The following is a 26,249-nucleotide window of genomic DNA, read 5'->3' as shown; positions in this document are numbered from 1 at the left end:
TCTTCAGTGGACACAGTATTCATGCCCACCGCCGAGCCCTGTGGGAGCCGAGCTTGCTCGCGATAGCGGTGGGCCTGCTTGCATCGATGCTGAATGTAGCGCCGCCTTCGCGAGCAGGCTCGCTCCCACAATTGGATTGGGTACACCCGTAAGAGCAGGTCGTCTATCCGGCCGCCTCGCGAGCAAGCTTTGCTCCCACACAGATTTTTGGTCGCTCATAGGATCAGTGTCCACCGCCGAGCCCTGTGGGAGCCGAGCTTGCTCGCGATAGCGGTGGGTCTGCGTGCATCCATGCTGAATGTACCGCCGTCTTCGCGAGCAAGCCCGCTCCCACAATTGGATTGGGTACACCCGTAAGAGCAGGTCGGCTATCCGGCCGCCTCGCGAGCAAGCTTGGCTCCCACACAGATTTTTGGTCGTTTACAGGATCAGTGTCCACCGCCGAGCCCTGTGGGAGCCGAGCTGAACTGGCCTAATAATTCCGGACACCTCTTAAGGGCGATATGATTTCGCCAACTTGGAGGTTCCATGAACGAAAGAAAGGTCTATACCCGCGAGTTCAAGCTGCATGCTGCCAGCATGGTGCTTGATGATAACTGCCCGGTACCAGAAGTTTGTGCATCTCTGGACATCGGACCCACCGCTTTACGGCGCTGGGTTGATCAGGTTCGTAAGGAACGCGAGGGCCAGCCAGTTAAAGGCACCAAGGCGATTACTGACGATCAGCGCCAGATCCAGGAGCTAAAAGCCAAGATCAAGCGCATGGAGATGGAAGCTGAAATCCTAAAAAAGGCTACCGCTCTCTTGATGTCGGATCCCGATCGTTTCCGATGATCGCAGAGCTAAGAGAGTCATTTCCGACGGCCGTGGTGTGTCGTGTTTTCGGCGTGAAGCGCAGCAGCTTTTATGAGTGGATTCAGCGGCGATCCAAGCCGCGGATCAGACGTGAAGAACTCAGGCTGAAAGTCGTTGAACTGCACAGTGAAAGTCGCGAAGCCATGGGCTCCAGGATGATCAGCAAGGGCCTGAAATCGCAAAATATTGCAGCGGGAAGAAGCCTGGTCAGAGCGCTGATGAGGGAAGCCAACATTGTCAGTAAACAACGCCAGCCGCATCCATTTAGATCCAAAGGCGTGGAGGCATTTGTCGCGCCTAATCGGCTCAAACGCAACTTCAAACCGACTGCAATCGATCAGGTTTGGTGTGGCGACGTTACCAGCCTGATGGTGGGTAAACGCTGGATTCATCTGGCCATCGTGATCGATTTGTTTGCTCGCAGGGTTATTGGTTGGGCTTTTTCTCTGGTTAATGAGGCCAACCTAGTCAGCAAAGCGCTACGCATGGCGACAGCTGTACGAACGTGTCCTCCAGGGCTGATGTTTCACTCAGACCAAGGATGTCAGTACACCAGTCGCAAGTTTCAAGAAGAACTGACCCGCCACGGCATTGTGCAAAGCATGAGTCATCGGGGACAGTGCTGGGACAACGCTCCAATAGAGCGTTTTTTCGGCACACTGAAGTCAGAGTGGGTACCTCGCAACGGCTACAGCCTGATCGAGGAGGCAAAAACGGACATGGTGCGTTTCTTCATGTACTACAACCGCACCAGGCTCCACAGCTACAACAACTACCTGTCGCCAATAGCCATGGAGCAAAAAGCGGCATAAACACCGTAATCGGTGTCCGGGATTACTTGACCAGTTCAAGCTTGCTCGCGATAGCGGTGGGCCTGCTTGCATCGATGCTGAATGTAGCGCCGCCTTCGCGAGCAGGCTCGCTCCCACAATTGGATTGGGTACACCCGTAAGAGCAGGTCGTCTATCCGGCCGCCTCGCGAGCAAGCTTTGCTCCCACACAGATTTTTGGTCGCTCATAGGATCAGTGTCCACCGCCGAGCCCTGTGGGAGCCGAGCTTGCTCGCGATAGCGGTGGGCCTGCTTGCATCGATGCTGAATGTAGCGCCGCCTTCGCGAGCAGGCTCGCTCCCACAATTGGATTGGGTACACCCGTAAGAGCAGGTCGTCTATCCGGCCGCCTCGCGAGCAAGCTTTGCTCCCACACAGATTTTTGGTCGCTCATAGGATCAGTGTCCACCGCCGAGCCCTGTGGGAGCCGAGCTTGCTCGCGATGGCGGTGGGTCTGCTTGCATCGATGCTGAATGTGCCGCCGTCTTCGCGAGCAGGCTCGCTCCCACAATTGGATCGGAGTACGACTGGATGAACCAGGTCGGCTATAAGGCCGCCTCGCGTCGGACGTTGATCTCGGCGCCCCGTTAACCACGCTGGCCGAACGCAGGCATTGTGGAGTGGGCATCCCGGCATGGATGCCGGGAGAGCCGCGCTGGGCCATGGATGGCCCTTCGCGGCGGGCCCACGGAGCAATGCCTGCGTTCGGGCACACCGAGCCTAGGCGAGGTGCCGAGTGGTGGGGCATGAAGCGCTTTGGTTACTTTCGCGCTTTTCGAAAGTGACCCGCCGTAAGGGCGGAACCCTAAGCAGCCGTTACCCAAATAACGGATATACACACAAAATCCCCACTCCCAAGATCCGTCATCCCAAGGCTACTGAACCCCAAACAGGCCAAATCCGAGAATAAACCGTCGCCAGGCCAGCTCTTCACCATCGTCGACGGCATCGACACCGAAAGCCTCCTGGCCAACCTCAGCGAAACCCTGGCCTCAGCCGATGCCATGGTCAGCGACCTGGCGTTCGACCTGAAAGGCTCACGACGCCATGTTGCCCTTGGCATCCAGCAACTGATCGAACTGAGTGGCTTGCTGGCAAATCGGGCACTGGACAACGTCAACACACAACCCTGACCTCACCACGAGCGGTGTTCACCTACTGAAACAGCGCCCAACAAAAAGCCCCGCTTCCTTTCAGAAGCGGGGCTTTTTGCGTATCAGGCCACTTGAGGCTGCACGCTCACCGGCTGTAGCGGTAGCAGCGGTGCATGAGGGTCGGCCTTGACCGACTCACGCCATGCCGCCAGCCACTCGGGATGCGCCTCGCTCCAGACCTGCTCGTGCAGGCGAGACAAGGCCACCGGATCGCTCAGCAGGGCCAGTCGCTCGGCATTGCTGAGACCGGCAGGACCGACCTTCAGGGCGTGACGAACGCGTTCGACACGCAGCCATTCGATCGGCTCGGCCTTGCCGTGACGGGAGGTCGCCAGCGCATACGCCAAGGCGTTCTGTTGTGGATCGACCACCGCCCGGATGAAACCGTCGTTCAGTGCATGCCAACGGTTCTCATGGGTGTACTGGTCCGTCGACAGCAGCTCCTGCGGCGGTGCGTATTCCTCAGGAATCAGGAACAGGCTTTCATCACGGGACTTCAAGCCCAGGCCCACGCGGCTGGAGATCACCGACACCGGGATCGACAGCATCAGCGAACCCACGATCGGCACCAGCCACCAGAGGAAGCTCGGGTTCAGCCAGATCACCAGCAAGGCCCAGAAGAAGCCCAGCAAAGTCTGCGGGCCGTGGCGCTTGACCGCTTCGCTCCATGGCGTGGAGTCGTCGTCACGTTGCGGCGAGTTCCAGGTCGCGGCCCAGCCCAGGAACGCGGCGAGCACGAAACGGGTGTGGAAGATCATTCGCACCGGCGCCAGCAGCATGGAGAACAGCATCTCCAGCAGCATGGACAACGTCACCTTGAACTTGCCACCGAACGCCTTCGCGCCCTTGGCCCAGATCAGCACGATACTCAACAACTTGGGCAGGAACAGCAGCACGATGGTCGTCGAGAACAGCGCGATAGCTTTTTCCGGGTGCCATTGTGGCCACAACGGATAAAGCTGGCGTGGCTCGAGGAAGTACTGCGGCTCCATCAATGTGTTCACCGCCAGCAGCGCGGTGGACAGCACCAGGAAGAAGAACCACAGCGGCGCCGACAGGTAGGACATCACACCGGTCAGGAACACTGCACGGTGCACCGGGTGCATGCCCTTGACCAGGAACAGCCGGAAGTTCATCAGGTTGCCGTGGCACCAGCGACGGTCACGCTTGAGTTCGTCCAGCAGGTTCGGTGGCAGCTCTTCGTAGCTGCCCGGCAGGTCATAGGCAATCCACACGCCCCAGCCGGCACGGCGCATCAGCGCGGCTTCGACGAAATCGTGGGACAGGATGGCACCGGCGAACGCGCCTTTACCGGGCAACGGCGCCAGGGCGCAGTGCTCGATGAACGGTTTCATGCGGATGATCGCGTTGTGGCCCCAGTAGTGGGATTCGCCCAACTGCCAGAAGTGCAAACCGGCGGTGAACAACGGACCGTACACCCGCGTGGCGAACTGCTGCATGCGCGCATACAGCGTGTCCATGCCCGAGGCCCGCGGCGCGGTCTGGATGATGCCGGCGTCCGGCGTGGCTTCCATCAGGCGCACCAGGCTGGTCAGGCATTCGCCGCTCATCACCGAGTCCGCGTCGAGCACGACCATGTACTTGTAGTCACTGCCCCAACGACGGCAGAAGTCGTCGAGGTTACCGCTCTTGCGTTTCACACGACGGCGACGACGGCGGTAGAAGATCTTGCCGAAGCCCCCGGCTTCACGGCAGACATCCAGCCAGGCCTGCTGTTCGGCCACGCAAATATCGGTCTCGTTACTGTCGCTGAGCACGAAGAAGTCGAAGCGATCCAGGTCACCGGTGGCGGCCACCGACTCGAAGGTCGCGCGCAAACCGGCGAATACCCGCGGCACGTCTTCGTTGCAGATCGGCATCACCAGCGCAGTGCGGGCGTCCTTGGGAATGGGCTCGTTGCCGGCGCTGGCGCCGGAGATGCGGTATTTGTCATGGCCGGTGAGCAATTCGAGAAAGCCCATCAGCGCGGTCCAGAAACCCGCCGACACCCAGCAGAACAGGATCCCGAACAGAATCAGGATGCTGGTCTGCAACGCATACGGCAGCACTTGCGTGGCCGTCTGCAGCAGCGGTTGGTGCAAGACTTCGTCCAGATCCACCAGCGACCAGCCCTGGTACGGCATGATGCCTTTCATGTACCAACCGGCAACGATGGTCTGGCCGAGCATCAGGATCAGCAGGATGTAACGGCGGATCGAACCCACGGTACGCCAGCGTGCATGGGGCAGCACGCGCTCATCCTTGGGCGGCTTCGGCGGGTTGGTACGCCCGGTCAGGCGCCGCCAGCCGCGCACCAGAATATTGGTGCGCCACGGTTCCGGCACGACCTTGGTCCGGCGAATCGGCGGCGTCGCCTTCAAGCACACCCGGCCGTTGGCATCGAGGGCCAGCATTTCGGCGTCCTCGAGTTCCTCGGCAGTGCTTAGCGTCAGGCGACGGCCCACCGAGGCTTGCGCCGCCTCGTTGGGTGCGTCGAATGTCGAAGAAGCCAGGCGCTTGTGCAATTCGCTGAATGACGTGCAGCCCGCCAGCTCGGCGCGCTGCTCGTCGGTCATCGGCAAATGGGCCAGATACTCACTGAGAGATTCTGGTTGTACGGACGTATTACTCATCGGCAGGCAACTGGTAGCTCCAGGTCTCGGTCAGGACTTGTTCAGTCTGCTCCGGTTCCTGTGGGGTTGGGGTCGGCTCGGCGGCAGCGGTGGACGACTTGACGGCCTTGGCCTCTTTCTGCTCGCCGGCCTGCTCGTTGGCTTGCTCTTTTTCGCTCTGCTGCTTGGCGACCTTGTCGGCCTTGGCCAGCGTGGTCACGGAATGCGCGGTGGCTGGCAGCTCGACAGGAACAAGCGGCCTGACCAATGCGGCACGCATCTCGGTCGCTTTGCTCGGGTCCTTGATCTTCATGCGCAGCGTCAGGCGCCAGCCCTTGGTTTCAGGGTTGTAGCGCACGCTGTTCTCGACGATCTCGGCGTTGTCGCCAACGCTCACCTGGCTGCGCACCTCGGCCTCTTCAGGCAGCGCTTGCAGGGACGGCCCTTCGAAATCCACCAGGTAGGCCACGCTGCCGTCCGGTTGACGGATCAGGTTGGACTGCTTCACGTCACCGGTCGAACGCAGGGTCTGCTTGACCCAGGCGCTGTCTGGCGAGTGCAGGTTGGCTTCGTCGAGGGTCCAGTGCAGACGGTAGGCGAAGTCCAGTGGCTGGCCTGGCTCAGGCAGTTTTTCCGGGCTCCAGAACGCAACGATGTTGTCGTTGGTTTCGTCGGCGGTCGGGATTTCCACCAGATCGACAGTCCCTTTGCCCCAATCGCCTTTCGGTTCGATCCAGGCGCTTGGACGTTTTTCGTAACGGTCGTCCAGGTCTTCGTAGTGGCTGAAGTCACGACCACGCTGCAGCAGGCCGAAACCACGCGGGTTTTCTACCGAGAAGTTGCTCACGGCCAGGTGTTTCGGGTTGTTCAGCGGACGCCAGATCCACTCGCCGTTGCCGGCATGGATGGACAGGCCACTGGAATCGTGGAGTTCACGACGGTAGTTCAGCACCTTGGACGGCTGGTTGGCGCCGAACAGGAACATGCTGGTCAACGGGGCGATACCCAGCTTGTTGACACGATCACGCAGGAACACCCGTGATTTCACGTCGACAACGGTGTCGGTGCCCGGACGCACGGTCAGGCGATAGGCGCCAGTGGCCCGTGGCGAATCCAGCAGGGCGAAGATCACCAGGTGCTTGTCGGTCGGTTTCGGACGCTGGATCCAGAATTCGCGAAAGCGCGGGAACTCTTCACCGGATGGCAGCGCAGTGTCGATGGCCATGCCACGAGCGGACAAGCCATAGACTTGGCCCTTGCCGATGACGCGGAAATAACTCGCGCCCAGCATGGTCATGATTTCGTCTTGCTTGTCGGCCTTGTTGATCGGGTACAACACGCGGAAACCGGCGTAGCCCAGCTGTTCGGTGGCCTTGGGATCGAACTTCACGTCGCCGAAATCGAAACGTGTCGGGTCGTACTTGATCTCGTCGACGGTGGTCGCGGTGATTTCGTTGATCTTCACCGGCGTGTCGAAATGCATGCCCTGGTGATAGAAGGACAGCCGGAACGGGGTCTTCTGGTCGGCCCATTCTGCTTTTTCGGTGCGGAAACGAATTTTCTGATAATCGGCGAATTTCATTTCGCGGAATTCGTTCGGCAAATTGCTGCGCGGGGCTTCGAACTTCTGCCCGGCCAATTCTTGTGCCTTCGCCGATACATCATCCAGGCTGAATGCCCACAGTTGGCCCGCGCCGAGCAGGCACAACAGGGCCGAGCCCGTTACCAGGGCGCTTCTCAACCGTTTGGCCGTCATTTTTGGTGCATTACAGGGACTAACAATCACGAGCAACCCTCGCCGAAAACTGATCAAAAAACCAACGGCCAGATAAAGTATCTGCACGGTAACGGTGCTGAAAAACCGCTCCTGCTGACCACTCTTGCCAAGTTGGCGAGCATTGTTCCGACTCCGACGGGGCAAAATGATTCCCCAAACGGTCCAGGACAACTCTCTACCTAAGTCAAATGGACCAGCGAACGCTGATCCCCCGTAGCGCGCGATTATCTAGTAGCCCGCGTGACAACGCATCAGGGGTAGCAAAGTATTTATCGAGAAAACTCACCGTTTTACCTCGAAACAGAACCGAAAAGATGTTTCTAACGCTTTCAGGACTGTAACAGGAAGGTTACCGGGCCATCATTGACCAGATGAACCTGCATGTCGGCGCCGAATCTACCTGATGCCACAGTGCCATGCACCTGTTTCGCCTGACTCAGCAAATAGTTGAACAATTCTTCGCCCAGGGCCGGAGGCGCAGCCGTGGAAAAACTCGGGCGCAGACCGCTCTTGGTGTCCGCCGCCAGGGTGAATTGCGACACCAGCAGCAATCCACCACCGACATCCGCCAAGGACAGGTTCATCTTGCCCTCGGTATCACTGAACACTCGATAGTTAAGCAGCTTGTGCAGGAGTTTGTCGGCATTGGCCCGGGTATCCCCGGGCTCGACGGCCACCAGCACCAGCAAGCCCTGGTCCACAGCCCCGACGATCTCGCCCGCCACCTCGACCCGGGCGCCGCGCACCCGTTGCAACAGCCCCTTCATGCTTCTTCGGGCGGCAAGTCGAGCAGGCGCCGGGCCATTTGCGCGGCGGCGCGTACCAACGCGTCGGTAATCCCCGGCTCCGAGGCGGCGTGGCCGGCGTCGCGGATCACCTGCAATTCACTGTTGGGCCAGTTCTGATGCAGTTCCCAGGCATTGTCCAACGGGCAGATCACATCGTAGCGGCCGTGCACGATGACGCCTGGCAAATGGGCGATCTTGCCCATGTCGCGAATCAACTGGTTGGGCTCGAGGAAAGCGTTGTTGGTGAAGTAGTGGCATTCGATCCGGGCGATCGACAGCGCCCGCTGCGGCTCGGAGAAGCGATCGACCACCAGCGGGTTCGGACGCAGGGTGGCGGTACGACCTTCCCAGGTGGACCAGGCCTTGGCCGCGTGCATCTGGGCGATCTGGTCGTTGCCGGTCAGGCGCTTGTGGAAAGCGCTGAGCAGGTCGTCGCGCTCGTCCAACGGGATCGGTGCGATGTAGTCCTGCCAGTAGTCGGGAAACAGGCGACTGGCACCCGCCTGATAAAACCACTCGATTTCCTGCGGACGGCAGAGAAAGATCCCACGCAAGATCAGGCCATGCACCCGCTCTGGATGGGTCTGGGCGTAGGCCAGGGCCAGGGTCGAGCCCCAGGAACCACCGAACAGCACCCATTTCTCGATACCCAGGTGCTTGCGGATACGCTCCAGGTCTTCGACCAGATCCCAGGTGGTGTTGTTTTCCAGGCTGGCGTGGGGGGTGGATCGACCGCAACCGCGCTGGTCGAAGGTGACGATGCGGTACAGGTTCGGATCGAAGTAGCGACGGCTCTGCGCATCGCAGCCGGCACCCGGGCCGCCGTGAATGAACACCACTGGCAGGCCTTCTGGGGAACCGCTTTCATCGACATAGAGCGTGTGGGTGTCATCGACAGCCAGATCGTGCCGGGCATGGGGTTTGATCTGCGGGTACAAAGTCTGCATTGCGCGCTCCGTAAGGGGTCGAGTCATCCCTGTAGGGACTTCTATTTAGTCTGCCGTCCGGCATCATAAACCCGAATGACCTTAATGAGCATGTCCCCTACGCAGTCAAAGCATGTCAGCCAGGTACGCCAGCAGCGTGCGATACATCTGATCGACCTCCGGCACCTGGCCCCGGCCACGCAGGCAACCGTGGACCAGCCCATTGCCGACATACAGCACGGCGTCTCCCCCTGCGGCGTTCAGCCGCTCGCAATAAAGGACGCCGTCGTCGCGCAGTGGATCCCATTGCGCGACGGCAACCAGCGCTGGCGGCAAACCGTCCAGGTTGTCGGCGAGTAACGGCATGGCATAAGGCGAAGGACGAGCGCCACCCAGGTACAGCGCCTCATAGCGCTCCAGATCGCGACTGCTCAGGAGCGGGGCATCGAAGCACTCGTGACGCGACGGCAGATCCGCAGGGCCACCGAGCGCCGGATAAATCAAGACCTGGGCCCAGGGCAACGGTTGCCCGGCATCGCGCAAGGCCAGGCATAACGCGGCAGCGAGATTGCCGCCGGCGCTGTCACCGACCACCAGCCGGCGACGGGGGTCGATGGCGAACGGGGCGTCCGCCAAGTGGCGCCACACCGCGAGGCAATCTTCGAAGCCGGCCGGAAACGGATGCTCCGGGGCCAGCCGGTAATCCACCGCCACCACCCACGCGCTCAGCTCAGCGGCCAGCTCCATGCAGATGAAGTCATGGGAATCCAGATCCCCCACGACCCAACCGCCACCGTGCAGGTAAAGCACGCATGGCCAGCCGGCGAGCGGTGCCGCACGTTGCGGGTAATAGGCCCGCACCGCCACGCCGGCCAGTTCGAAATCCTCGATGGCCAGCGTCGGCGGGCAAGGTGGAGTGAACGCCCGGCACATCTGGCTGTAGGCCTTGCGCGAAGCGACGAGGCTATCGTCCGGGCTGGTGAAGCTCAGGGTTTTGTCGATGAAGGCTGACATTGCCTGGGAGAGTGGGTAGGTCATCGTGGTTTGCCGTGGTGTGGCTCCGAGGCTTTTGTGGCGAGGGAGCTTGCTCCCGCTGGGTGGCGCAGCCGCCCCAAGAATCTTGTGAGCGCTGCGCACTCAAGCGGGAGCAAGTTCCCTCGCCACAGGGGTTATCAGTGCCCGGAAAATCGCCTCAGTTCTTGAGACTGGCCTGCACCGCCGCCACGCCCTCCTTGCCATCGAAACTCGTGACACCCGCCAGCCAGCGCTGAAGATCCTCGGGATGCTCGCGCAGCCATTGGCGGGCGACGTCCTGGGGTGTCTTGCGCTCCATGATCGGCACCATCAACTGGCTTTCCTGGGCGGCGGTGAAGGTGAGGTTTTCCAACAGCCGGCTCACGTTCGGGCAACGCTGGGCGTAGTCCGGCGCGGTCACGATAGAGACGGTCGCGGCGCCTTCGTTCGGACCATAGACGTCCTCGCTGCCGGTCAGGTACGTGATGTTCATGTTGATGTTCATCGGGTGCGGGGTCCAGCCGACGAAGACCACAAACTCCTTGCGGTTCACCGCCCGCTGCACCGCCGCCAGCATGCCTGCTTCACCGGACTCGATCAGCTTGAAATCCTTGAGGCCGAAGTGGTTGGTCTCGATCATGGTCTTGATGGTGGTGTTGGCACCGCTGCCCGGCTCGATGCCGTAGATCTTGCCGCCAAGCTGATCCTTGAACCGGGCGATGTCGGCAAAGGTCTTGAGCCCCGCCGCCGCCACGTAATCCGGTACGGCCAATGTAGCCTGGGCGTCGGCCAGGCTTGGCTTGTCCAGTACCTTCACCTGGTTGGCCGCCAGGAACGGGGCGATGTTCTTGTCCATCGCCGGCTTCCAATACCCCAGGAAGATGTCGAGCCGCTTGTCGCGGATGCCGGCGAAGATGATCTGTTGCACGGCGCTGGTCTGCTTGCTGTCGTAGCCCAGACCGGTGAGCAGCACATCGGCCATGCCGCTGGTGGCGATCACATCGGTCCAGTTGACCACGCCCATGCGTACGGCCTGGCAGGACGCAGGCTCGGCGGCCATCGCCCCGGTGCTGAGTAGAACGGTACCGCAGAGGAACGACAGACAGCGTTTGAACAGTCTTTTCATCGCGAGGGTCTCGTGCGGCAGCGGATTATTGTAGGGCGGTGTCTTGGCGCACCGTGACCGGAACATTACGCAGCGTCGAGGGGGTCAAGATGAACTGTGGCGACTCGGTTTTGCACGGTGGCGACAGGTAGGCAGGCATGAATGCTTTTGTGGCGAGGGAGCTTGCTCCCGCTGGGCTGCGCAGCGGCCCCCAGATTTCACGAGCGCTACGCACTCGAGCGGGAGCAAGCTCCCTCGCCACCAAAGCTGCCTTGCCAGGGATTAATGTTTGTAGGTCTTCTGCCCCCACGCCAGGAAACCTTCCAGCAACTCCCTGAGCACCACCTGGGTCGGCGCCGCCAGATCCGGGCGGTAGTTGAACGGTTCGAATTCTTCCATGTAGGTGCTCTGGCACAGTTCCAGTTGCACCGCATGGATGTCTTCGGCCGGGTTGCCGTAGTGCCGCGTGATGTGTCCGCCCTTGAAACGCCCGTTGAGCACATGGGTGAACTGGCCGTGGCGGGCGCAGATGGCTTCGAGCTGGCTGGCCAGGGTCGGGTCGCAACTGGCACCGTTGAAAGTGCCGAGGTTGAAGTCCGGCAGCTTGCCGTCGAACAGGTGCGGGATCACCGAACGGATCGAGTGGGCGTCGAACAGCAAGGCGTAGCCGAACTCGGCCTTGAGCCGCGCCAGTTCCTGCCGCAGTGCTTGGTGGTACGGCATCCAGACCTGCTGCAGATACGTCGCCCGTTCCTCGGCCGACGGTTCCAGCCCTTCGCGAAACAACGGCACGCCATCGAACAGCGTCGCCGGGTACAAACCGGTGGTGGCGCCGACGTACATCGGCTTGTCATCGGAGGGGCGATTCAGGTCGACGACGAACCGTGAATATTCGGCGGCCAGGGTGCTGGCGCCCAACTCATTGGCGAACTCATAGAGCTGGGGAATGTGCCAGTCGGTGTCCGGCAGGCTCTGGGCTTCGGGAATCAACCCGGCCTTCACCGCCGGGGTCAGGCGCAGGCCGGCGTGGGGCATGCTGACCAACAGCGGCACGCGCCCTTGCTTGAAATTCAGGACCTTCTCCACAACCAATCTCCTCAATCGATTTCCACGCCGTGACGCACGACGCGTTTTTCCAGATCGCCACCGAGCCAGTACGCCAGGTCGGCCGGGCGGTCGATGTGCCAGGCGACAAAATCCGCGACCTTGCCGACTTCCAGCGAACCGTGGGTTTGCGCCATGCCCAAGGCCTGGGCCGCATGAATCGTCGCCCCTGCCAGGGCTTCTTCCGGGGTCATCCGGAAACAGGTGCAGGCCATGTTCAACATCAAGCGCAGCGACAGCGCCGGCGAGGTGCCGGGGTTGAGGTCGCTGGCCACGGCGATTTTCACCCCGTGCTTGCGCAGGGCATCCATGGGCGGCAGTTGGGTTTCCCGCAGGAAATAAAACGCCCCCGGTAGCAACACCGCCACGGTGCCGGAAGCGGCCATGGCCTTGGCGTCGTCCTCGGTCATGAATTCCAGGTGATCGGCCGACAGCGCCTGGTAGCGCGCCGCCAGGCTGGAACCGTGCAGAGACGACAATTGTTCGGCGTGCAGCTTCACTGGCAGCCCCAGTTGTCGCGCGGTGATAAACACTCGCTCGACCTGCGCCGGGGAAAACGCCAGGTATTCGCAAAAGGCATCCACCGCATCCACCAGCCCCTCGGCCGCCAGGGCTGGCAGCATCTCGGTGCAGATGTGTTCGATGTAGTCATCGGCGCGATCCTTGTACTCCGGTGGCAAGGCGTGGGCCGCCAGGCAGGTACTGCGTACGCTGACCGGTAACTCGGCGCCAAGACGGCGAATGACGCGAAGGATCTTGCGTTCGCTGGCCAGGTCCAGGCCGTAGCCGGATTTGATCTCCACCGTGGTCACGCCGTCGTGCATCAGGCTTTTCAGGCGTTTGGCGGCGCTGGCGAACAGTTCGTCTTCACTGGCGGCGCGGGTGGCGCGCACGGTGCTGGCGATGCCACCGCCGGCCGCCGCGATTTCGGCGTAGCTGACGCCTTGCAGGCGCTGTTCGAACTCACCGCTGCGGTTGCCGCCAAATACCGTGTGGGTGTGGCAGTCGATCAACCCCGGCGTGACCCAGGCGCCCTTGAGGTCGTTGACCGCCGGGTAGTCCCCCATCGGCAATTCGGCACGCGGGCCGATCCAGTGAATGTGCTCGCCCTGGGTGACGATGGCGGCGTCTTCGATGATCGAGTAGACGCCCTGGGCCATGGTGGCGGCGTGGCAGTTTTGCCAGAGGGTTTTCATCCCGGTTTCCTCGTCGCGTTCAAAATCGAATCGCGAGCGAGCTCGCTCCCACAAGGATTTCTGATGCACTCAAAACCCCTGTGGGAGCGAGCTCGCTCGCGATGAGGCCCTTACAGGCTCGGCAACAACTGCGCCGTGACCAATTCGTTCAGGCACCGACTCGCCAGCAACTCACTGGCCGCATTGATGTCCGGCGCAAAGAAGCGGTCCTTCTCATAAAACGGCACTTCTGCACGCAACAGACCACGGGCCCGCTCCAGTTTGGAAGAGGTCTTCAAACCGCCGCGCAGGTCCAGCCCCTGGCAGGCCGCGAGCCATTCCACCGCCAGAATCCCACGGGTGTTCTCGGCCATTTCCCACAGGCGCTTGCCGGCGGCCGGGGCCATGGAGACGTGGTCTTCCTGGTTGGCCGAGGTCGGCAGGCTGTCCACCGAATGGGGATGGGACAGCGCCTTGTTTTCACTGGCCAGGGCCGCCGCGGTGACCTGGGCGATCATGAAGCCGGAGTTCACCCCGCCATTGGCCACCAGGAACGGCGGCAACTGCGACATGTGCTTGTCCATCATCAACGAAATCCGGCGCTCGCTCAGGGAGCCGATTTCGGCAATCGCCAAGGCCATGTTGTCGGCGGCCATCGCCACCGGTTCGGCGTGGAAGTTGCCGCCGGAAATCACGTCACCCTCGGCGGCGAACACCAGCGGGTTATCCGACACCGCGTTGGCTTCGATCACCAGCACTTCAGCGGCCTGGCGGAACTGGGTCAGGCACGCGCCCATCACTTGCGGCTGGCAACGCAGGGAGTACGGGTCCTGGACCTTGTCGCAGTTCTGGTGCGAATCGGAGACTTCGCTGCGCTCGCCCAGCAGATCGCGGTAAGCGGCGGCGGCATCGATCTGGCCTTTCTGGCCGCGAGCGGCATGGATCCGCGCGTCGAACGGCGAGCGCGAACCGAGCACCGCTTCCACCGTCAGGCTGCCCAGGGACAGGGCCGCGGCGAACAGGTCTTCACCTTCGAACAGGCCACGCAGGGCAAACGCAGTGGAGACCTGGGTGCCGTTGAGCAGCGCCAGGCCTTCCTTGGCGGCCAGGGTCAGCGGCGCAAGGCCGGCGACTTTCAGCGCCTCGACGGCCGGCAGCCATTCGCCCTTGTAGCGGGCCTTGCCTTCACCCAGCAGCACCAGGGACATGTGGGCCAGCGGCGCCAGGTCACCGGACGCACCGACCGACCCCTTGAGCGGAATGTGCGGGTAGACCTCGGCATTGACCAGCGCAATCAGCGCATCGATCACCTGCCGACGGATGCCGGAAAAGCCCCGGCTCAGGCTGTTGACCTTGAGCACCATGACCAGCCGCACCAGCGCATCGCTGATCGGCTCGCCCACGCCGGCGGCATGGGACAGCACCAGGGAACGCTGCAGGTTTTCCAGGTCCTCGCTGGCGATGCGGGTCGAGGCCAGCAGGCCGAAACCGGTGTTGATGCCGTAGGCGGTGCGGTTCTCGGCGAGGATCTGTTCCACGCAGGCGACGCTGGCCTCGATCTGCGCCGAGGCACTGGCATCCAGGCTCAAGGTCACCGGGTGCTGATAGATGTCACGCAATTGAGCCAGGCTCAATTGGCCGGGAATCAGGTTTAAGGCAGTCATGTATTGCTCCTTTTGAGAGTTTTGTTTTCACCCGCCAGTCGCTCCGGAATGTTCCGTTATCCGTCACCTTCGCTTTTTGGGCGATGCCTTGTGGGCAAGAGGTGCCTTGGCACGCTGGCGCTTTTTTGATCAATTCAAATTCGGTAATACGTTGTGCAGCACGTTTGGGTCTTTGAGCAGGCCGGCGGCACTGGCGATGTCCGGCGCCAGCCAGCGATCCTGGTCGTAGGGCGGCACGCGCTCGCGCAGCAGTTTCCAGGCGATGTCGGTGCCGGCGCCGAAACGCTGGGCCTTGAGAAACTCAAAGGCCTGGGCCGCCAGCAGGTACTCGATGGCGAGGATCTGCGTGCAGTTTTCCAGCGCCCGGTGCAGCTTCAGGGCGGCGTTGGTGCCCATGCTCAGGTGGTCTTCCTGCAAACCGGAGGTGACGAAATTGTCCAGCACCGCCGGTTGCGCCAGTTGCTTGTTCTCCGCGCACAGCGACGCGGCGACGTATTGCACGATCATCATCCCCGAGTTCACGCCGGGATTGGCCACCAGGAAGGCTGGCAGGCCGCTGACGTGGGGGTTGATCAAGCGGTCGAGGCGACGCTCGGCGATGGAGCCGATTTCGGCCATGGCAATCGCCAGCAGGTCCGCCGCCAAGGCCACCGACTGACCGTGGGGGTTGGCCTGGGACATGACCCGGAAGTTTTCCGGCGTACCCAGCAACAGCGGGTTATCGGTGACCGCATTGAGTTCGGTTTCGATCTGTTGCCGGGCGTGGGCCAACTGATCGCGAGCCGCGCCGTGCACCTGGGGGATCGAGCGGATGCTCAGGGCATCCTGGGTGCGAATGCCCAGGCTCGCGGCGATGACCTCGCTGCCGTCGAGCAAGGCCCGCAAGTTGACCCCGACCTGCTGCATGCCCGGGTGCGGCTTGAGGGCGATGATCTCGGCATCGAAGGCGGCAATCTGGCCGCGCTGGGCCTCGAAGCTCATGGCGCCGATCACGTCGGCCCATTGCACCAGCCGCGTCGCATCGGCCAGGGCCAGGCAACTGAGGCCGGTCATGCACGGCGTACCGTTGACCAGGCACAGACCGTCCTTGGCCCCCAGTTGCACCGGGTGCAAACCCTCGGCGGCCAAGGCTTGTTGCGCCGGGACTATTTGTCCGCGATAGCTGACCTGACCAACCCCCAGCAGCGCGATGCCGATGTGGGCCATGTGGGTCAGGTAACCCACCGAACCCTGGGACGGCACTTGCGGTGTGATGCCGTGATTGAGCAGTGCCAACAACGCCTCCACCACCCGGCGATGGATGCCGGACTTGCCCTGGCTGTAGTTGAGGATGGCGGCGCAGAGGATCGCCCGGGTCTGTTCATCCGTCAGCGGCGCGCCGACGCCACAGGCATGGCTGAGCAGGGTGTTGCGTGACAGTTGGCTGAGTTGTTCGTCCTTGAGCGAGACATTGCACAAGGCCCCCAGGCCGGTATTGACGCCGTAGGCGCGCTCGCCGCTTTCGACAATGCGCTGGACGATGGCCTGGGCATTGTCGATCCGCGCCCAGGTCTGGGTCGACAGCTCAAGCTCGGCACCGAAGCGGGCGACGGCGACGACGTCCTGCCAGCGCAACGGAGCGCCGGTGATTACGATTTTTTCAGCCTGGGACATCCTCAACCTCGTCTGTGCAACTTGAATATTGATGCAGCTTTGCCGGCCCTATCGCGAGCAAGCTCGCTCCCACAGGGTACGCATTCCAAAGTAGGGCGCCCTTGTGGCGAGGGAGCTTGCTCCCGCTGGACTGCGCAGCAGGCCCAAAAAAGCGGCCGCTGCGCGCCCGAGCGGGAGCAAGCTCCCTCGCCACAAAAGCACATACCGGCCACCACAGCCTTACACCACCGCAGCCCTGCGCTGCACAAACCGATCGACATACTCATCCGCCGGCGAATGCAGGATCTCCCGGGGCGTGCCGACCTGGATCAGCTTGCCGTCCTTGAGGATCGCGATGCGGTTGCCGATGCGCACGGCCTCGTCGAGGTCGTGGGTGATGAAGACGATGGTCTTGTGCAGGGTCTTTTGCAGCTCCAGCAACTGGTCCTGCATTTCCGCACGGATCAGCGGGTCGAGGGCGCTGAAGGCTTCGTCCATCAGGATGATATCGGTGTCCGCCGCCAAGGCCCGGGCCAGGCCCACACGCTGGCGCATGCCGCCGGAGAGCTGGTGCGGGTATTTGTTCTCGTAGCCTTTCAGGCCCACGGTGTTGATCCAGTGCAGCGCCCGCTCGGCGCACACCTGCTTGCTCTCGCCACGCACTTTCAAGCCATAGGCGACGTTGTCCAGCACGCTCTTGTGGGGCAGCAGGCCGAAGCTCTGGAACACCATGCTGATCTTGTGCCGGCGAAATTCGCGCAGGGCGTCCATGTCCAGTTGCAGGATGTCTTCGCCGTCCACCAGGATCGCGCCACTCGTAGGATCGATCAGCCGGTTGAAGTGGCGCACCAGGGTGGACTTGCCGGAGCCGGACAGGCCCATGATCACGAAGATCTCACCGGTGCCGATGCTCAGCGACAGGTCGTTGACGCCGACCACGCAGCCGGTTTCGGCCAACACCTGGTCCTTGGTCTTGTTCTGGCGGATCAGCTCCAGGGCTTCCTTGGAGCGATTGCCGAAAATCTTGAAGACGTTCTTGACTTCGATCTTGCTGATGGCTGCGTTGCTCATTTGCTCACCTCATGCCGAGGACGACCATAGGCCTGGGTAATGCGGTCGATGACCACGGCGAGAATCACGATGGCCAGCCCCGCTTCCAGGCCGCGCCCGACGTTGAGGGTCTGGATGCCCACCAGCACATCTTCGCCCAGGCCACGGGCACCGATCATCGAGGCGATGACCACCATCGACAGGGCCATCATGGTGGTCTGGTTGATCCCGGCCATGATGCTCGGCAGGGCCAGGGGCAGTTGCACGCCGAACAGCTGCTGCCAGCGGTTGGCGCCGAAGGCGTTGATGGCTTCCATCACTTCGCCGTCCACCTGGCGGATGCCCAGGTCGGTCAGGCGGATCAATGGCGGCGCGGCGTAGATCACCGTGGCGAAAATCGCCGGGACCTTGCCCAGGCCGAACAACATCAACACCGGAATCAGGTACACGAAGCTCGGCATGGTCTGCATGATGTCCAGCAACGGCATCAACACCGAACGCAGGCGGTTGCTGCGCGCCGAAAGAATGCCCAGGGGAATGCCGATCAACACCGAGATCAGCGTCGCCACCAGCATCAGGGCGAGGGTCTGCATCAGTTTGTCCCACAGGCCTACCGCACCCACCAGGAACAACAGGCCGACGATGACTGCCGTGGCCACGACCTTGCGGGTGGCGTGCCAGGCAATGCCACCGACAATGGCCAGCATCAGCCACCAGGGCGCCATGCGCAACAGGCCTTCCAGATTGACGATGGCCCACAGCAGGGTGTCGGAGATGTGCCGGAACACATCGCCATAGTTGGTCACCAGGGAGTCGACCCAACCGTTGACCCAATCGGCGATGGAGAAGGTAAAGCTTTCGGGAAACATAAGAGACTCTCGATCAAGTGGATGCGGTGAACGTCCCGGCCAGCCCCACGGTTGGCCGGGAAAGATTCGACCTACAGAGCCGCGTCGATTTTCTTGGCAGCGTCTTCACTGACCCAGGCGTGCCAGACTTCAGGATGTTCCTTCAGGAAGATCTTCGCCAGTTTCGGCGACTCGATCCGCTCTTTGGCCATGCGCCCAAGGTTCTGGTTCAGGATATCGATCGGCAGGTTGACCTTTTCCAGCACCGCCACCAGTTCCGGGGCTTCGTCGTGGAACGTCTTGGACAGGCCGACCTTGATGCTCACGCTTTTATCCACACCCGGTTTTTCTTCCAGTTTCACCAGGTCCACCTGGCCCATCAGTGGCGTTGGCGACCAGTAATAGAACAGGATCGGCTCGCCACGCTTGTAGCTCGACAACACCGCCGCATCCAGGGCCGGGCCGGTGCCTGGCCGGAAGTTGGTGTAGGTTTTTTCCAAGCCGTAGCTTTTCAGCATTTCGCTGTTGTCCAGCTCACAGGTCCAACCGGCCGGGCAGTTATAGAAACGGCCCTTGGACGGTTCTTCCGGGTCCTTGAACACGGCGGCATACTGGCCCAGGTCGGCAATGTTCTTCAGGCCCGGGGCCTTGGCTTCGAGCTTGCGCTTGGCGTCGCCTTCAACCACGTAGCGCGGCACATACCAGCCTTCGATGGCGCCCACCACCGGGGCACCGACGCCGACCACCTTGCCGGCCTTCTCGGCCTTGTTCCACACCTCGCTGCGGCCGACCCATTCTTCGGCGAACACCTGGATGTCGTTGCTGCTCAGGGCGTTTTCCATGGTGATGGAGTTGCCCGGCAGGCTGTCGGTCTTGCAGTCGTAGCCTTTTTCCAGCACCACTTGCAGGACGTCAGTCAGCAGCATGCCGCTTTCCCAGTTCAGGCCGGCAAACTTCACCGGTTTACCCGACTCGCACCAACCCGCCGCTTGCGTGGCGCCGGCGCTGGCCAGCAGGCCCATGGAAAGCAATGTGGTCAGCAGGGTCTTGTTCGACTTCATTATGTGACGCTCCTAATCAGTTGGATTGGCTTACGGCAGTCAAGAGGCATCCAGCCCTGTCAACGTCCATCAGACCGCTTGAATGCGGCCCGCCCTGCTCGGTTGTGCGTCAACCGCGTCCTGCTCGAGCGGCAGGATCAATTGATCGGGTACTGCGCTGTGCCACTTCTTGGCGAGGACGTAATACAGCGCCGCCGGGACCACCAGACCGATGATCCAGGAGATATCCACACCGCCCATGGCTCCCACCAGCGGACCGGTATAGAACTTGGTGGCGATGAAGGGCAATTGAACCAGTACACCGAAGACATAGACGCTGATACCCAAGGCGTTCCACCGACCGTAGCGGCCGTTCGGGTCGGCCAGTACCGGCACGTCATAGCGCTCGCGGGTGATGCAGTAGTAGTCCACCAGGTTGATCGCGCTCCAAGGCGTAAAGAACGCCAGCAAGAACAGGATGAAAGACTTGAACGCACCGAGGAACGAGTGCTGGCCGAGCAGCGCGATCAGGGTCGCGGCGCCGACGATGAACAGCACGAAGACCAGACGCTGCAAGCGCGTGACGTTCAGATGCCCCCGGAAACCGCTGATGATGGTGGCAATGCACATGAAGCTGCCGTAGGAGTTCAGCGTGGAGATGGTGACCTTGCCGAACGCGATGCTGAAGTACAGCAGCGCAGCGGTGGCGCCGGTGCCCCCCAGGCCAACGATGTAGGCCACTTCGTGACCGGCGAACTGCCCGTTGGCCGAGGCGGCGGCAAACACGCCGAGGATCATCGCCACCTGTGCGCCGATGACCGAGCCGGCGCCTGCGGCGAAAAAGGTTTTCACCGAGGACGTCTTGCTCGGCAGGTAACGCGAATAGTCAGCCACGTAGGGGCCGAAGGCGATCTGCCAGGAGGCCGCGAGCGACACCGCCAGCAGGAAACTGCTCCAGCTGAAATGGCGGATTTGCAGGAGTGCGCCAACGTCCGTCTGGCTGATCAGGCGAGCGAACAGGTAAACGAAGGCAATCACACCAATGATGCTGGCAACCCGGCCGATGAAATGGATCACCCGATAACCCAGCACTGTCACCAGCACGATGACACTGGCGAAGATCAGGATGCCCGCACTGCCGCTGACACTGAGCAACTGCCCCAGCGCCTGGCCGGAAAGCACGGTGCCCGTCGCGGTGAAACCCAGGTACATCAGGCACACCAGCACGATCGGGATGGCCGCGCCATACACACCGAACTGCACCCGGCTGGAGATCATCTGCGGCAGGCCAAGCTTGGGCCCTTGCGCGGCATGCAAGGCCATGACGCCACCGCCGAGCACTTGGCCGATCAGCAAACCGATCAACGACCAGAACACATCACCGCCCAGCACCACCGCCAATGCACCGGTGACAATGGCCGTGATTTGCAGGTTGGCCCCCATCCAGAGGGTGAACTGGCTCAACAGCCGACCGTGTCTCTCCGCTTCCGGAATGTAGTCGATCGAGCGTTTCTCGATCAACGGCTTGCTGCTTGCGCGTGTGCGGGTGACAGCCATGGTTCAACCTCTGTGGATTGTTCTGGAATTCATTTGCGCCACTGCTTCCCTGTGGGAGCGAGCTTGCTCGCGATAGCGGTGTATCAGCAGACAATGCTGTTGACTGACACGCCCTCATCGCAAGCAAGCTCGCTCCCACAAGGGCCGGGGTTATTTGCCGGTGATCATCGGCAAGTTCAGCCCCTGTTCCTTGGCGCAATCGATGGCGATCTGGTAACCGGCATCGGCATGGCGCATCACCCCGGTGCCCGGGTCGTTGTGCAGTACGCGAGCAATGCGCTCGGCCGCTTCGTCGGTACCGTCGCAGACGATCACCATGCCCGAATGCTGGGAGAAGCCCATGCCGACGCCACCACCGTGGTGCAACGACACCCAAGTCGCGCCGCTGGCGGTGTTGAGCAAGGCATTGAGCAGGGGCCAGTCGGAAACGGCGTCGGAGCCATCCTGCATGGATTCGGTTTCACGGTTCGGGCTGGCCACGGAACCGGAGTCCAGGTGGTCGCGACCGATGACGATCGGTGCCGACAATTCACCGCTGCGTACCATCTCGTTGAAGGCCAGGCCCAACTTGGCGCGCTGGCCCAGGCCGACCCAGCAGATACGTGCCGGCAAGCCCTGGAAACTGATGCGCTCGCGGGCCATGTCCAGCCAGTTGTGCAGGTGGGCGTCGTCGGGGATCAGTTCCTTGACCTTGGCGTCGGTCTTGTAGATGTCCTGGGGGTCGCCGGACAGCGCAGCCCAACGGAACGGGCCGATGCCACGGCAGAACAACGGACGGATATACGCCGGGACGAAACCAGGGAAGTCGAAGGCATTTTCGACGCCCTCTTCCTGGGCCATCTGGCGGATGTTGTTGCCGTAGTCGAAAGTCGGCACGCCCATTTTCTGGAAGGCGAGCATGGCTTTGACGTGGACAGCCATCGATTGCTTGGCGGCCTTCACCACGGCTGCGGGCTCGGTCTTGGCGCGGGCACGGTATTCGTCCCAGGTCCAACCGGCCGGCAGGTAACCGTTGAGGGGATCGTGGGCGCTGGTCTGGTCGGTGACCATGTCCGGGCGCACACCACGACGGACCATTTCCGGCAGGATTTCGGCAGCGTTCCCACACAGTGCGATGGAAATCGCCTTGCCTTCGGCAGTGTATTTCTCGATGCGCGCCAGGGCGTCGTCGAGGTCTTTGGCTTGCTCGTCGACGTAACGGGTTTTCAGGCGGAAATCGATACTGACCTGCTGGCACTCGATGTTCAGCGAGCACGCACCGGCCAGGGTCGCGGCCAGGGGTTGCGCGCCGCCCATGCCACCCAGGCCGGCGGTCAGGACCCAACGGCCCTTGAGGTTGGAGTCGTAGTGCTGGCGACCGGCCTCGACGAAGGTTTCATAAGTGCCTTGGACGATGCCCTGGCTGCCGATGTAGATCCAGCTGCCGGCGGTCATCTGGCCGTACATGGCCAGGCCCTTGGCGTCGAGTTCGTTGAAGTGTTCCCAACTGGCCCAGTGCGGCACCAGGTTGGAGTTGGCGATCAGTACACGAGGGGCGTTGCTGTGGGTCTTGAACACGCCCACCGGCTTGCCGGATTGCACCAGCAGGGTTTCGTCGTCATTCAGGTTGGTCAGGCTTTCGACGATCTTGTCGTAGCACTCCCAATTGCGCGCCGCGCGGCCGATGCCACCGTAGACCACCAGTTCCTTGGGGTTCTCGGCCACTTCCGGGTCGAGGTTGTTCATCAACATGCGCAGCGGCGCTTCAGTCAGCCAGCTCTTGGCGGTCAGCGTGTTACCGCGAGGGGCGCGGATTTCAACGTCACGGTATTTTTCGGGTTTGCGGGTAGCGTCGGTCACAGCAAAAACTCCTCAGCGATCAATCCAGACCAGCCCGGGCAGTGGGCAGCGATTTAGCGAACGTTGCGTAGAAGATCGGTGACTCATACGCATACGTCTTTACTTGTATGTACAAGCATATGCAATCAAGCGGCCAACTTGTCGAGGACACGTTTTCAGGATGACGTGAGGATTGGCTGAAAGCCCCGTGATTGAGCGGTTTGAGAGCCAGATGAAATTTCTGGAGGAGGGATTTATGAAGAACACAGGCAGGTTACGAAAGCGCGGTTCTGCGCCACGCTGGGGCATTCGGTAACAAGTTGGTGCGCAGAAGAAACAGCAGGTAGACACTTTGTGGCGAGGGGATTTATCTGTGGGAGCAAGGCTTGCCCGCGACGAAGGCAATGTGGCCTGCCAGAAAATCGAGTCGCCTGCGTCGCGGGCAAGCCTTGCTCCCACAGGGTACTCAAGAAGCTGAAATCAGCGGGCCGTCAGCTCGATCACACAGCATTGGCCGTGGCTGGTGATGTCCAGCAGCCCGGTGTTACCGCTCAATTGCAAGCAGTCGTAGAGGCCCAGGATAACGGCAGACTCGCCAATCCTGATGGTCAATCCCGGGGCCGCGCTGAACACCAGCAACGTCTCCGCTTCGCTGAAGAATCGCTGCTGCCCCCCACCCACTGCAATCGCGCGCGGTAACGCTGCGGTGCATAGATCAGGTTGAAATCCCGAATGGGGCCGCCCAGCAAGGTGCAATGCACATGGCTCTCGCCGCTGAAGGCAAAGGGGTCCAGCGGGCGCAAAGGCCCCGTGGCCTGGCCATCGACGTTCAGCGTCATACCGTCTCCCTGCAAGACGCTGATGATCCGCTCGTAACCGGCAAACGTGGAAAAACCACCCGACTCACCGATATCGGCAATCGACAGACGCCAGCCGAAACCTTCCAGGCCAGTGCCGGCATCGCGAGTGATTTCCTCGGTGCTGCCACCGCCGTTTTTCCACGGCATGCGGGGGTAATCTGCTGCGCGTAAAACCTTCAACTGGCTCATTTATGAAAGCGCCCTTCCAGACTGTGACGGGAACCCGGATGGATCAGGCGCGCGGCGGTCACCGGCTGGCGCCCGGACCAGGTGCGGCGGCGGATCAACAGGCAGGGTTCGCCTCGCTCGATCTGCAGCAGTTTGCACTCGCTCGGCTCGGCCAGAATCGCCTCGACCACATGCTCACCCTCGGTCAGCGGCGCGACCTGGTTCAGGTAGGCGTAGGGCGTCTGCAAGGTGAAGTCCTGCTTGAGGTAGTCCGGCGCCACCAGTGCGTTGACGAAACGGTCCTCGATTTGCACAGGGATGTCGTTCTCGAAATGCACGATCAGCGAATGGAACACCTTCTGGCCTTCACGCATGTCCAGGGCCAGGGCTCGCTCGGAACCGGCCGCCTCTTCCTCCAGCGTGATCACCTTGCAGGTGTGGCGATGACCACGGGAGGCGATTTCGTCGGCGATGTTATGCACTTCGAACAACGCGGATTGGCTCTTGGGCTCGGCGACGAACGTGCCGACCCCCTGCATGCGCACCAACAGGCCGTCGGCGGTCATTTCCCGCAGGGCACGGTTGATGGTCATGCGACTGAAGCCCAACTGGCTGACCAGCTCGCTTTCCGACGGCACGCGGTAATGCGGCGGCCAGTTTCCACTGTCGATCTGCTGGGTGATCATCTGTTTGACGCGGGCGTACAAGGGCGCCGGACTGTCACCCATGTGTGCGGCCAGCGGCGGTTTGGCAGGCGGAGTCGGCACGGCGGTTCCCTGTTCTGCGAATAAGGTTGCTAGCTTGCCGGAGTTTACCGGCCAGGCAAACGTCTGTATATGTATATACAAATTACGCACGATGAGGTTGAACCATGTCCGCCTTCTTTGCCGAACGCGCGCTGCTGCCTAGTGGATGGGCCCATGATGTACGTCTTGAGGTCGATGCCAAGGGCGTCCTGACCCATATCCAGGCCGGTTCCCACGCAGACGGCGCCGAACGGCTGGGCGGTCCGCTGTTGCCGGGCATGCCGAATCTGCACTCCCATGCCTTTCAACGGGCGATGGCCGGGCTGGCGGAAGTGGCGGGCAATCCCAACGACAGTTTCTGGACCTGGCGCGACTTGATGTACCGCCTCGTCGGAAAAATCAGCCCGGATCAACTCGGCATCATCGCCCGCCAGCTGTACATCGAAATGCTCAAGGCCGGCTACACCTCGGTCGCCGAATTCCATTACGTGCACCATGACACCGACGGCGCACCCTACGCCGACCCGGCGGAGCTGGCCCTGCGCATCAGCCACGCCGCCAGCGCCGCCGGCATCGGCCTGACCCTGCTGCCGGTGCTCTACAGCCATTCCGGTTTTGGCGGCCAGGCGCCCAATGACGGGCAGCGCCGGTTCATCAACAGCACCGAAAACTACTTGAAGCTTCAGTCACGCTTGCAATCGATCCTGGCCGGGCAACCGGCCCAGGCCCTGGGCTTGTGCTTCCACTCGCTGCGCGCCGTGACACCCGGGCAGATCCAGGACGTGCTGGCCGCCAGCGACCGTGATTGCCCGGTGCACATCCACATCGCCGAGCAGCAGAAGGAGGTCGACGACTGCCTGAGCTGGAGCGGCGCCCGCCCGCTGCAATGGCTGTACGAAAACACCGAAGTCGACCAGCGCTGGTGCCTGGTTCATGCCACCCACGCCAACGCCCAGGAAGTCAGCCTCATGGCCAAGAGCCGGGCGATTGCCGGCCTGTGCCTGACCACCGAAGCCAACCTGGGGGACGGGATTTTTCCGGCCGTGGATTTCCTCGCCCAGGGCGGGCGCCTGGGTATCGGTTCCGACAGCCATGTGTCCTTGAGCGTGGTCGAAGAATTGCGCTGGCTGGAGTATGGCCAGCGCCTGCGCGACCAACGGCGCAACCGCTTGTATCGGGCGGATCAGCCGATGGTCGGCCGCACCTTGTTCGACGCGGCATTGGAAGGCGGCGCCCAGGCCCTGGGGCAACCGGTCGGTGCCCTCGACATCGGCAAGCGCGCCGACTGGCTGGTGCTCGATGGCAACGACCCGTACCTGGCCACGGCCAATGGCGACGGGATTCTCAATCGCTGGTTGTTTGCCGGCGGCGATCGTCAGGTGCGGGATGTGATGGTCGGTGGACGGTGGGTTGTGCGTGATGGGCGTCATGCCGGCGAAGAGGAAAGCGCTCGGGCGTTCACCCAGGTATTGCGCGAACTTCTAGACTGACGCGGATAAAAAGATGTGGGAGCGAGCTTGCTCGCG

20 protein-coding genes and 1 pseudogene are annotated in these 26,249 nt (G+C 61.9%); 4 read left to right on the top strand and 17 right to left on the bottom strand.

The genetic code is table 11. From position 1 onward, the window contains the following. The first annotated feature begins 528 nt into the window (after positions 1-528). The 3 genes from ACZ5M5_RS02080 (at position 529) to ACZ5M5_RS02070 (ending at position 2,818) form a co-directional block, all read left to right on the top strand. On the top strand, positions 529-834 hold the full coding sequence (locus tag ACZ5M5_RS02080; protein ID WP_060738273.1) for an IS3 family transposase: 306 nt from the start codon (positions 529-531) through the stop codon (positions 832-834). Beyond that, a complete protein-coding gene (locus ACZ5M5_RS02075) occupies positions 831-1,667 on the top strand; it encodes an IS3 family transposase (RefSeq protein ID WP_060738274.1) in 837 nt (278 codons plus the stop codon). The genes ACZ5M5_RS02080 and ACZ5M5_RS02075 overlap by 4 nt, the downstream gene beginning before the upstream one ends. Positions 1,668-2,509: 842 nt before the next feature. Beyond that, the gene (locus ACZ5M5_RS02070) at positions 2,510-2,818 is read left to right on the top strand and encodes a DUF6124 family protein (protein WP_060739580.1); all 309 of its coding nucleotides are present in this window, start codon (positions 2,510-2,512) and stop codon (positions 2,816-2,818) included. A gap of 83 nt (positions 2,819-2,901) precedes the next feature. Here ACZ5M5_RS02070 and mdoH read toward each other — a convergent pair whose 3' ends face one another. The 17 genes and pseudogenes from mdoH to hutC all read right to left on the bottom strand — a co-directional run bounded on the left by mdoH (position 2,902) and on the right by hutC (position 24,705). Further along, positions 2,902-5,472 carry a glucans biosynthesis glucosyltransferase MdoH gene (gene mdoH / locus ACZ5M5_RS02065; RefSeq protein WP_060739581.1) on the bottom strand — a complete coding sequence of 857 codons (2,571 nt, stop codon included), beginning with the start codon at positions 5,470-5,472 and terminating at the stop codon, positions 2,902-2,904. Beyond that, positions 5,465-7,237: a glucan biosynthesis protein G gene (locus tag ACZ5M5_RS02060; protein WP_060743089.1), complete on the bottom strand. Its 1,773-nt coding sequence runs from the start codon at positions 7,235-7,237 to the stop codon at positions 5,465-5,467. Before ACZ5M5_RS02060 ends, mdoH begins: the two co-directional genes overlap by 8 nt. Before the next feature lie 320 nt (positions 7,238-7,557). Next, the gene (gene dtd / locus ACZ5M5_RS02055; RefSeq protein WP_060739582.1) at positions 7,558-7,995 is read right to left on the bottom strand and encodes a D-aminoacyl-tRNA deacylase; all 438 of its coding nucleotides are present in this window, start codon (positions 7,993-7,995) and stop codon (positions 7,558-7,560) included. After that, positions 7,992-8,963 (bottom strand): prolyl aminopeptidase, encoded by a 972-nt coding sequence (gene pip, locus ACZ5M5_RS02050; protein WP_003196909.1) that lies wholly within the window; start codon positions 8,961-8,963, stop codon positions 7,992-7,994. The genes dtd and pip overlap by 4 nt, the downstream gene beginning before the upstream one ends. Before the next feature lie 105 nt (positions 8,964-9,068). Beyond that, positions 9,069-9,980 (bottom strand): alpha/beta hydrolase, encoded by a 912-nt coding sequence (locus ACZ5M5_RS02045; RefSeq protein ID WP_464738512.1) that lies wholly within the window; start codon positions 9,978-9,980, stop codon positions 9,069-9,071. Positions 9,981-10,134: 154 nt separating this feature from the next. Further along, positions 10,135-11,082, bottom strand: coding sequence for a choline ABC transporter substrate-binding protein (locus ACZ5M5_RS02040; RefSeq protein WP_464738511.1), 948 nt, complete (start codon positions 11,080-11,082; stop codon positions 10,135-10,137). Positions 11,083-11,343: 261 nt separating this feature from the next. Next, positions 11,344-12,147 carry an N-formylglutamate deformylase gene (gene hutG / locus ACZ5M5_RS02035; RefSeq protein ID WP_060739584.1) on the bottom strand — a complete coding sequence of 268 codons (804 nt, stop codon included), beginning with the start codon at positions 12,145-12,147 and terminating at the stop codon, positions 11,344-11,346. Positions 12,148-12,158: 11 nt separating this feature from the next. Further along, positions 12,159-13,361, bottom strand: a complete 1,203-nt coding sequence (gene hutI / locus ACZ5M5_RS02030; protein WP_464738510.1) for an imidazolonepropionase — start codon at positions 13,359-13,361, stop codon at positions 12,159-12,161. Positions 13,362-13,471: 110 nt separating this feature from the next. Continuing rightward, positions 13,472-15,004 carry a histidine ammonia-lyase gene (gene hutH, locus ACZ5M5_RS02025; protein WP_060739586.1) on the bottom strand — a complete coding sequence of 511 codons (1,533 nt, stop codon included), beginning with the start codon at positions 15,002-15,004 and terminating at the stop codon, positions 13,472-13,474. A gap of 129 nt (positions 15,005-15,133) precedes the next feature. Continuing rightward, the gene (hutH, locus tag ACZ5M5_RS02020; RefSeq protein WP_464738509.1) at positions 15,134-16,657 is read right to left on the bottom strand and encodes a histidine ammonia-lyase; all 1,524 of its coding nucleotides are present in this window, start codon (positions 16,655-16,657) and stop codon (positions 15,134-15,136) included. A gap of 219 nt (positions 16,658-16,876) precedes the next feature. Beyond that, complete coding sequence (locus tag ACZ5M5_RS02015; protein ID WP_050586211.1) at positions 16,877-17,707, bottom strand: quaternary amine ABC transporter ATP-binding protein; 831 nt, start codon at positions 17,705-17,707, stop codon at positions 16,877-16,879. Next, complete coding sequence (locus ACZ5M5_RS02010; protein ID WP_003196893.1) at positions 17,704-18,555, bottom strand: ABC transporter permease; 852 nt, start codon at positions 18,553-18,555, stop codon at positions 17,704-17,706. The genes ACZ5M5_RS02015 and ACZ5M5_RS02010 overlap by 4 nt, the downstream gene beginning before the upstream one ends. Before the next feature lie 71 nt (positions 18,556-18,626). Then, positions 18,627-19,595 carry an ABC transporter substrate-binding protein gene (locus ACZ5M5_RS02005; RefSeq protein WP_014336129.1) on the bottom strand — a complete coding sequence of 323 codons (969 nt, stop codon included), beginning with the start codon at positions 19,593-19,595 and terminating at the stop codon, positions 18,627-18,629. Between the two features lie 69 nt (positions 19,596-19,664). Continuing rightward, a complete protein-coding gene (locus tag ACZ5M5_RS02000; protein WP_464738508.1) occupies positions 19,665-21,131 on the bottom strand; it encodes a purine-cytosine permease family protein in 1,467 nt (488 codons plus the stop codon). 150 nt (positions 21,132-21,281) lie between these two features. Next, positions 21,282-22,970 carry a urocanate hydratase gene (gene hutU, locus ACZ5M5_RS01995; protein ID WP_039592729.1) on the bottom strand — a complete coding sequence of 563 codons (1,689 nt, stop codon included), beginning with the start codon at positions 22,968-22,970 and terminating at the stop codon, positions 21,282-21,284. Positions 22,971-23,429: 459 nt separating this feature from the next. After that, positions 23,430-23,998, bottom strand: a pseudogene (locus ACZ5M5_RS01990) (HutD/Ves family protein). After that, positions 23,995-24,705 (bottom strand): histidine utilization repressor, encoded by a 711-nt coding sequence (hutC, locus tag ACZ5M5_RS01985; RefSeq protein WP_170842365.1) that lies wholly within the window; start codon positions 24,703-24,705, stop codon positions 23,995-23,997. The pseudogene ACZ5M5_RS01990 and the gene hutC overlap by 4 nt, the downstream one beginning before the upstream one ends. Before the next feature lie 143 nt (positions 24,706-24,848). On the opposite strand from hutC, the gene ACZ5M5_RS01980 reads away from it, so the two are divergent. Then, a complete protein-coding gene (locus ACZ5M5_RS01980; protein ID WP_464738507.1) occupies positions 24,849-26,213 on the top strand; it encodes a formimidoylglutamate deiminase in 1,365 nt (454 codons plus the stop codon). Positions 26,214-26,249 lie beyond the last annotated feature (36 nt).

It is taken from the genome of Pseudomonas sp. Van50 (assembly GCF_055390755.1).
The sequence above is the reverse complement of the archived record's forward strand: the minus strand, read 5'-3'. Positions and strand labels throughout refer to the sequence as shown.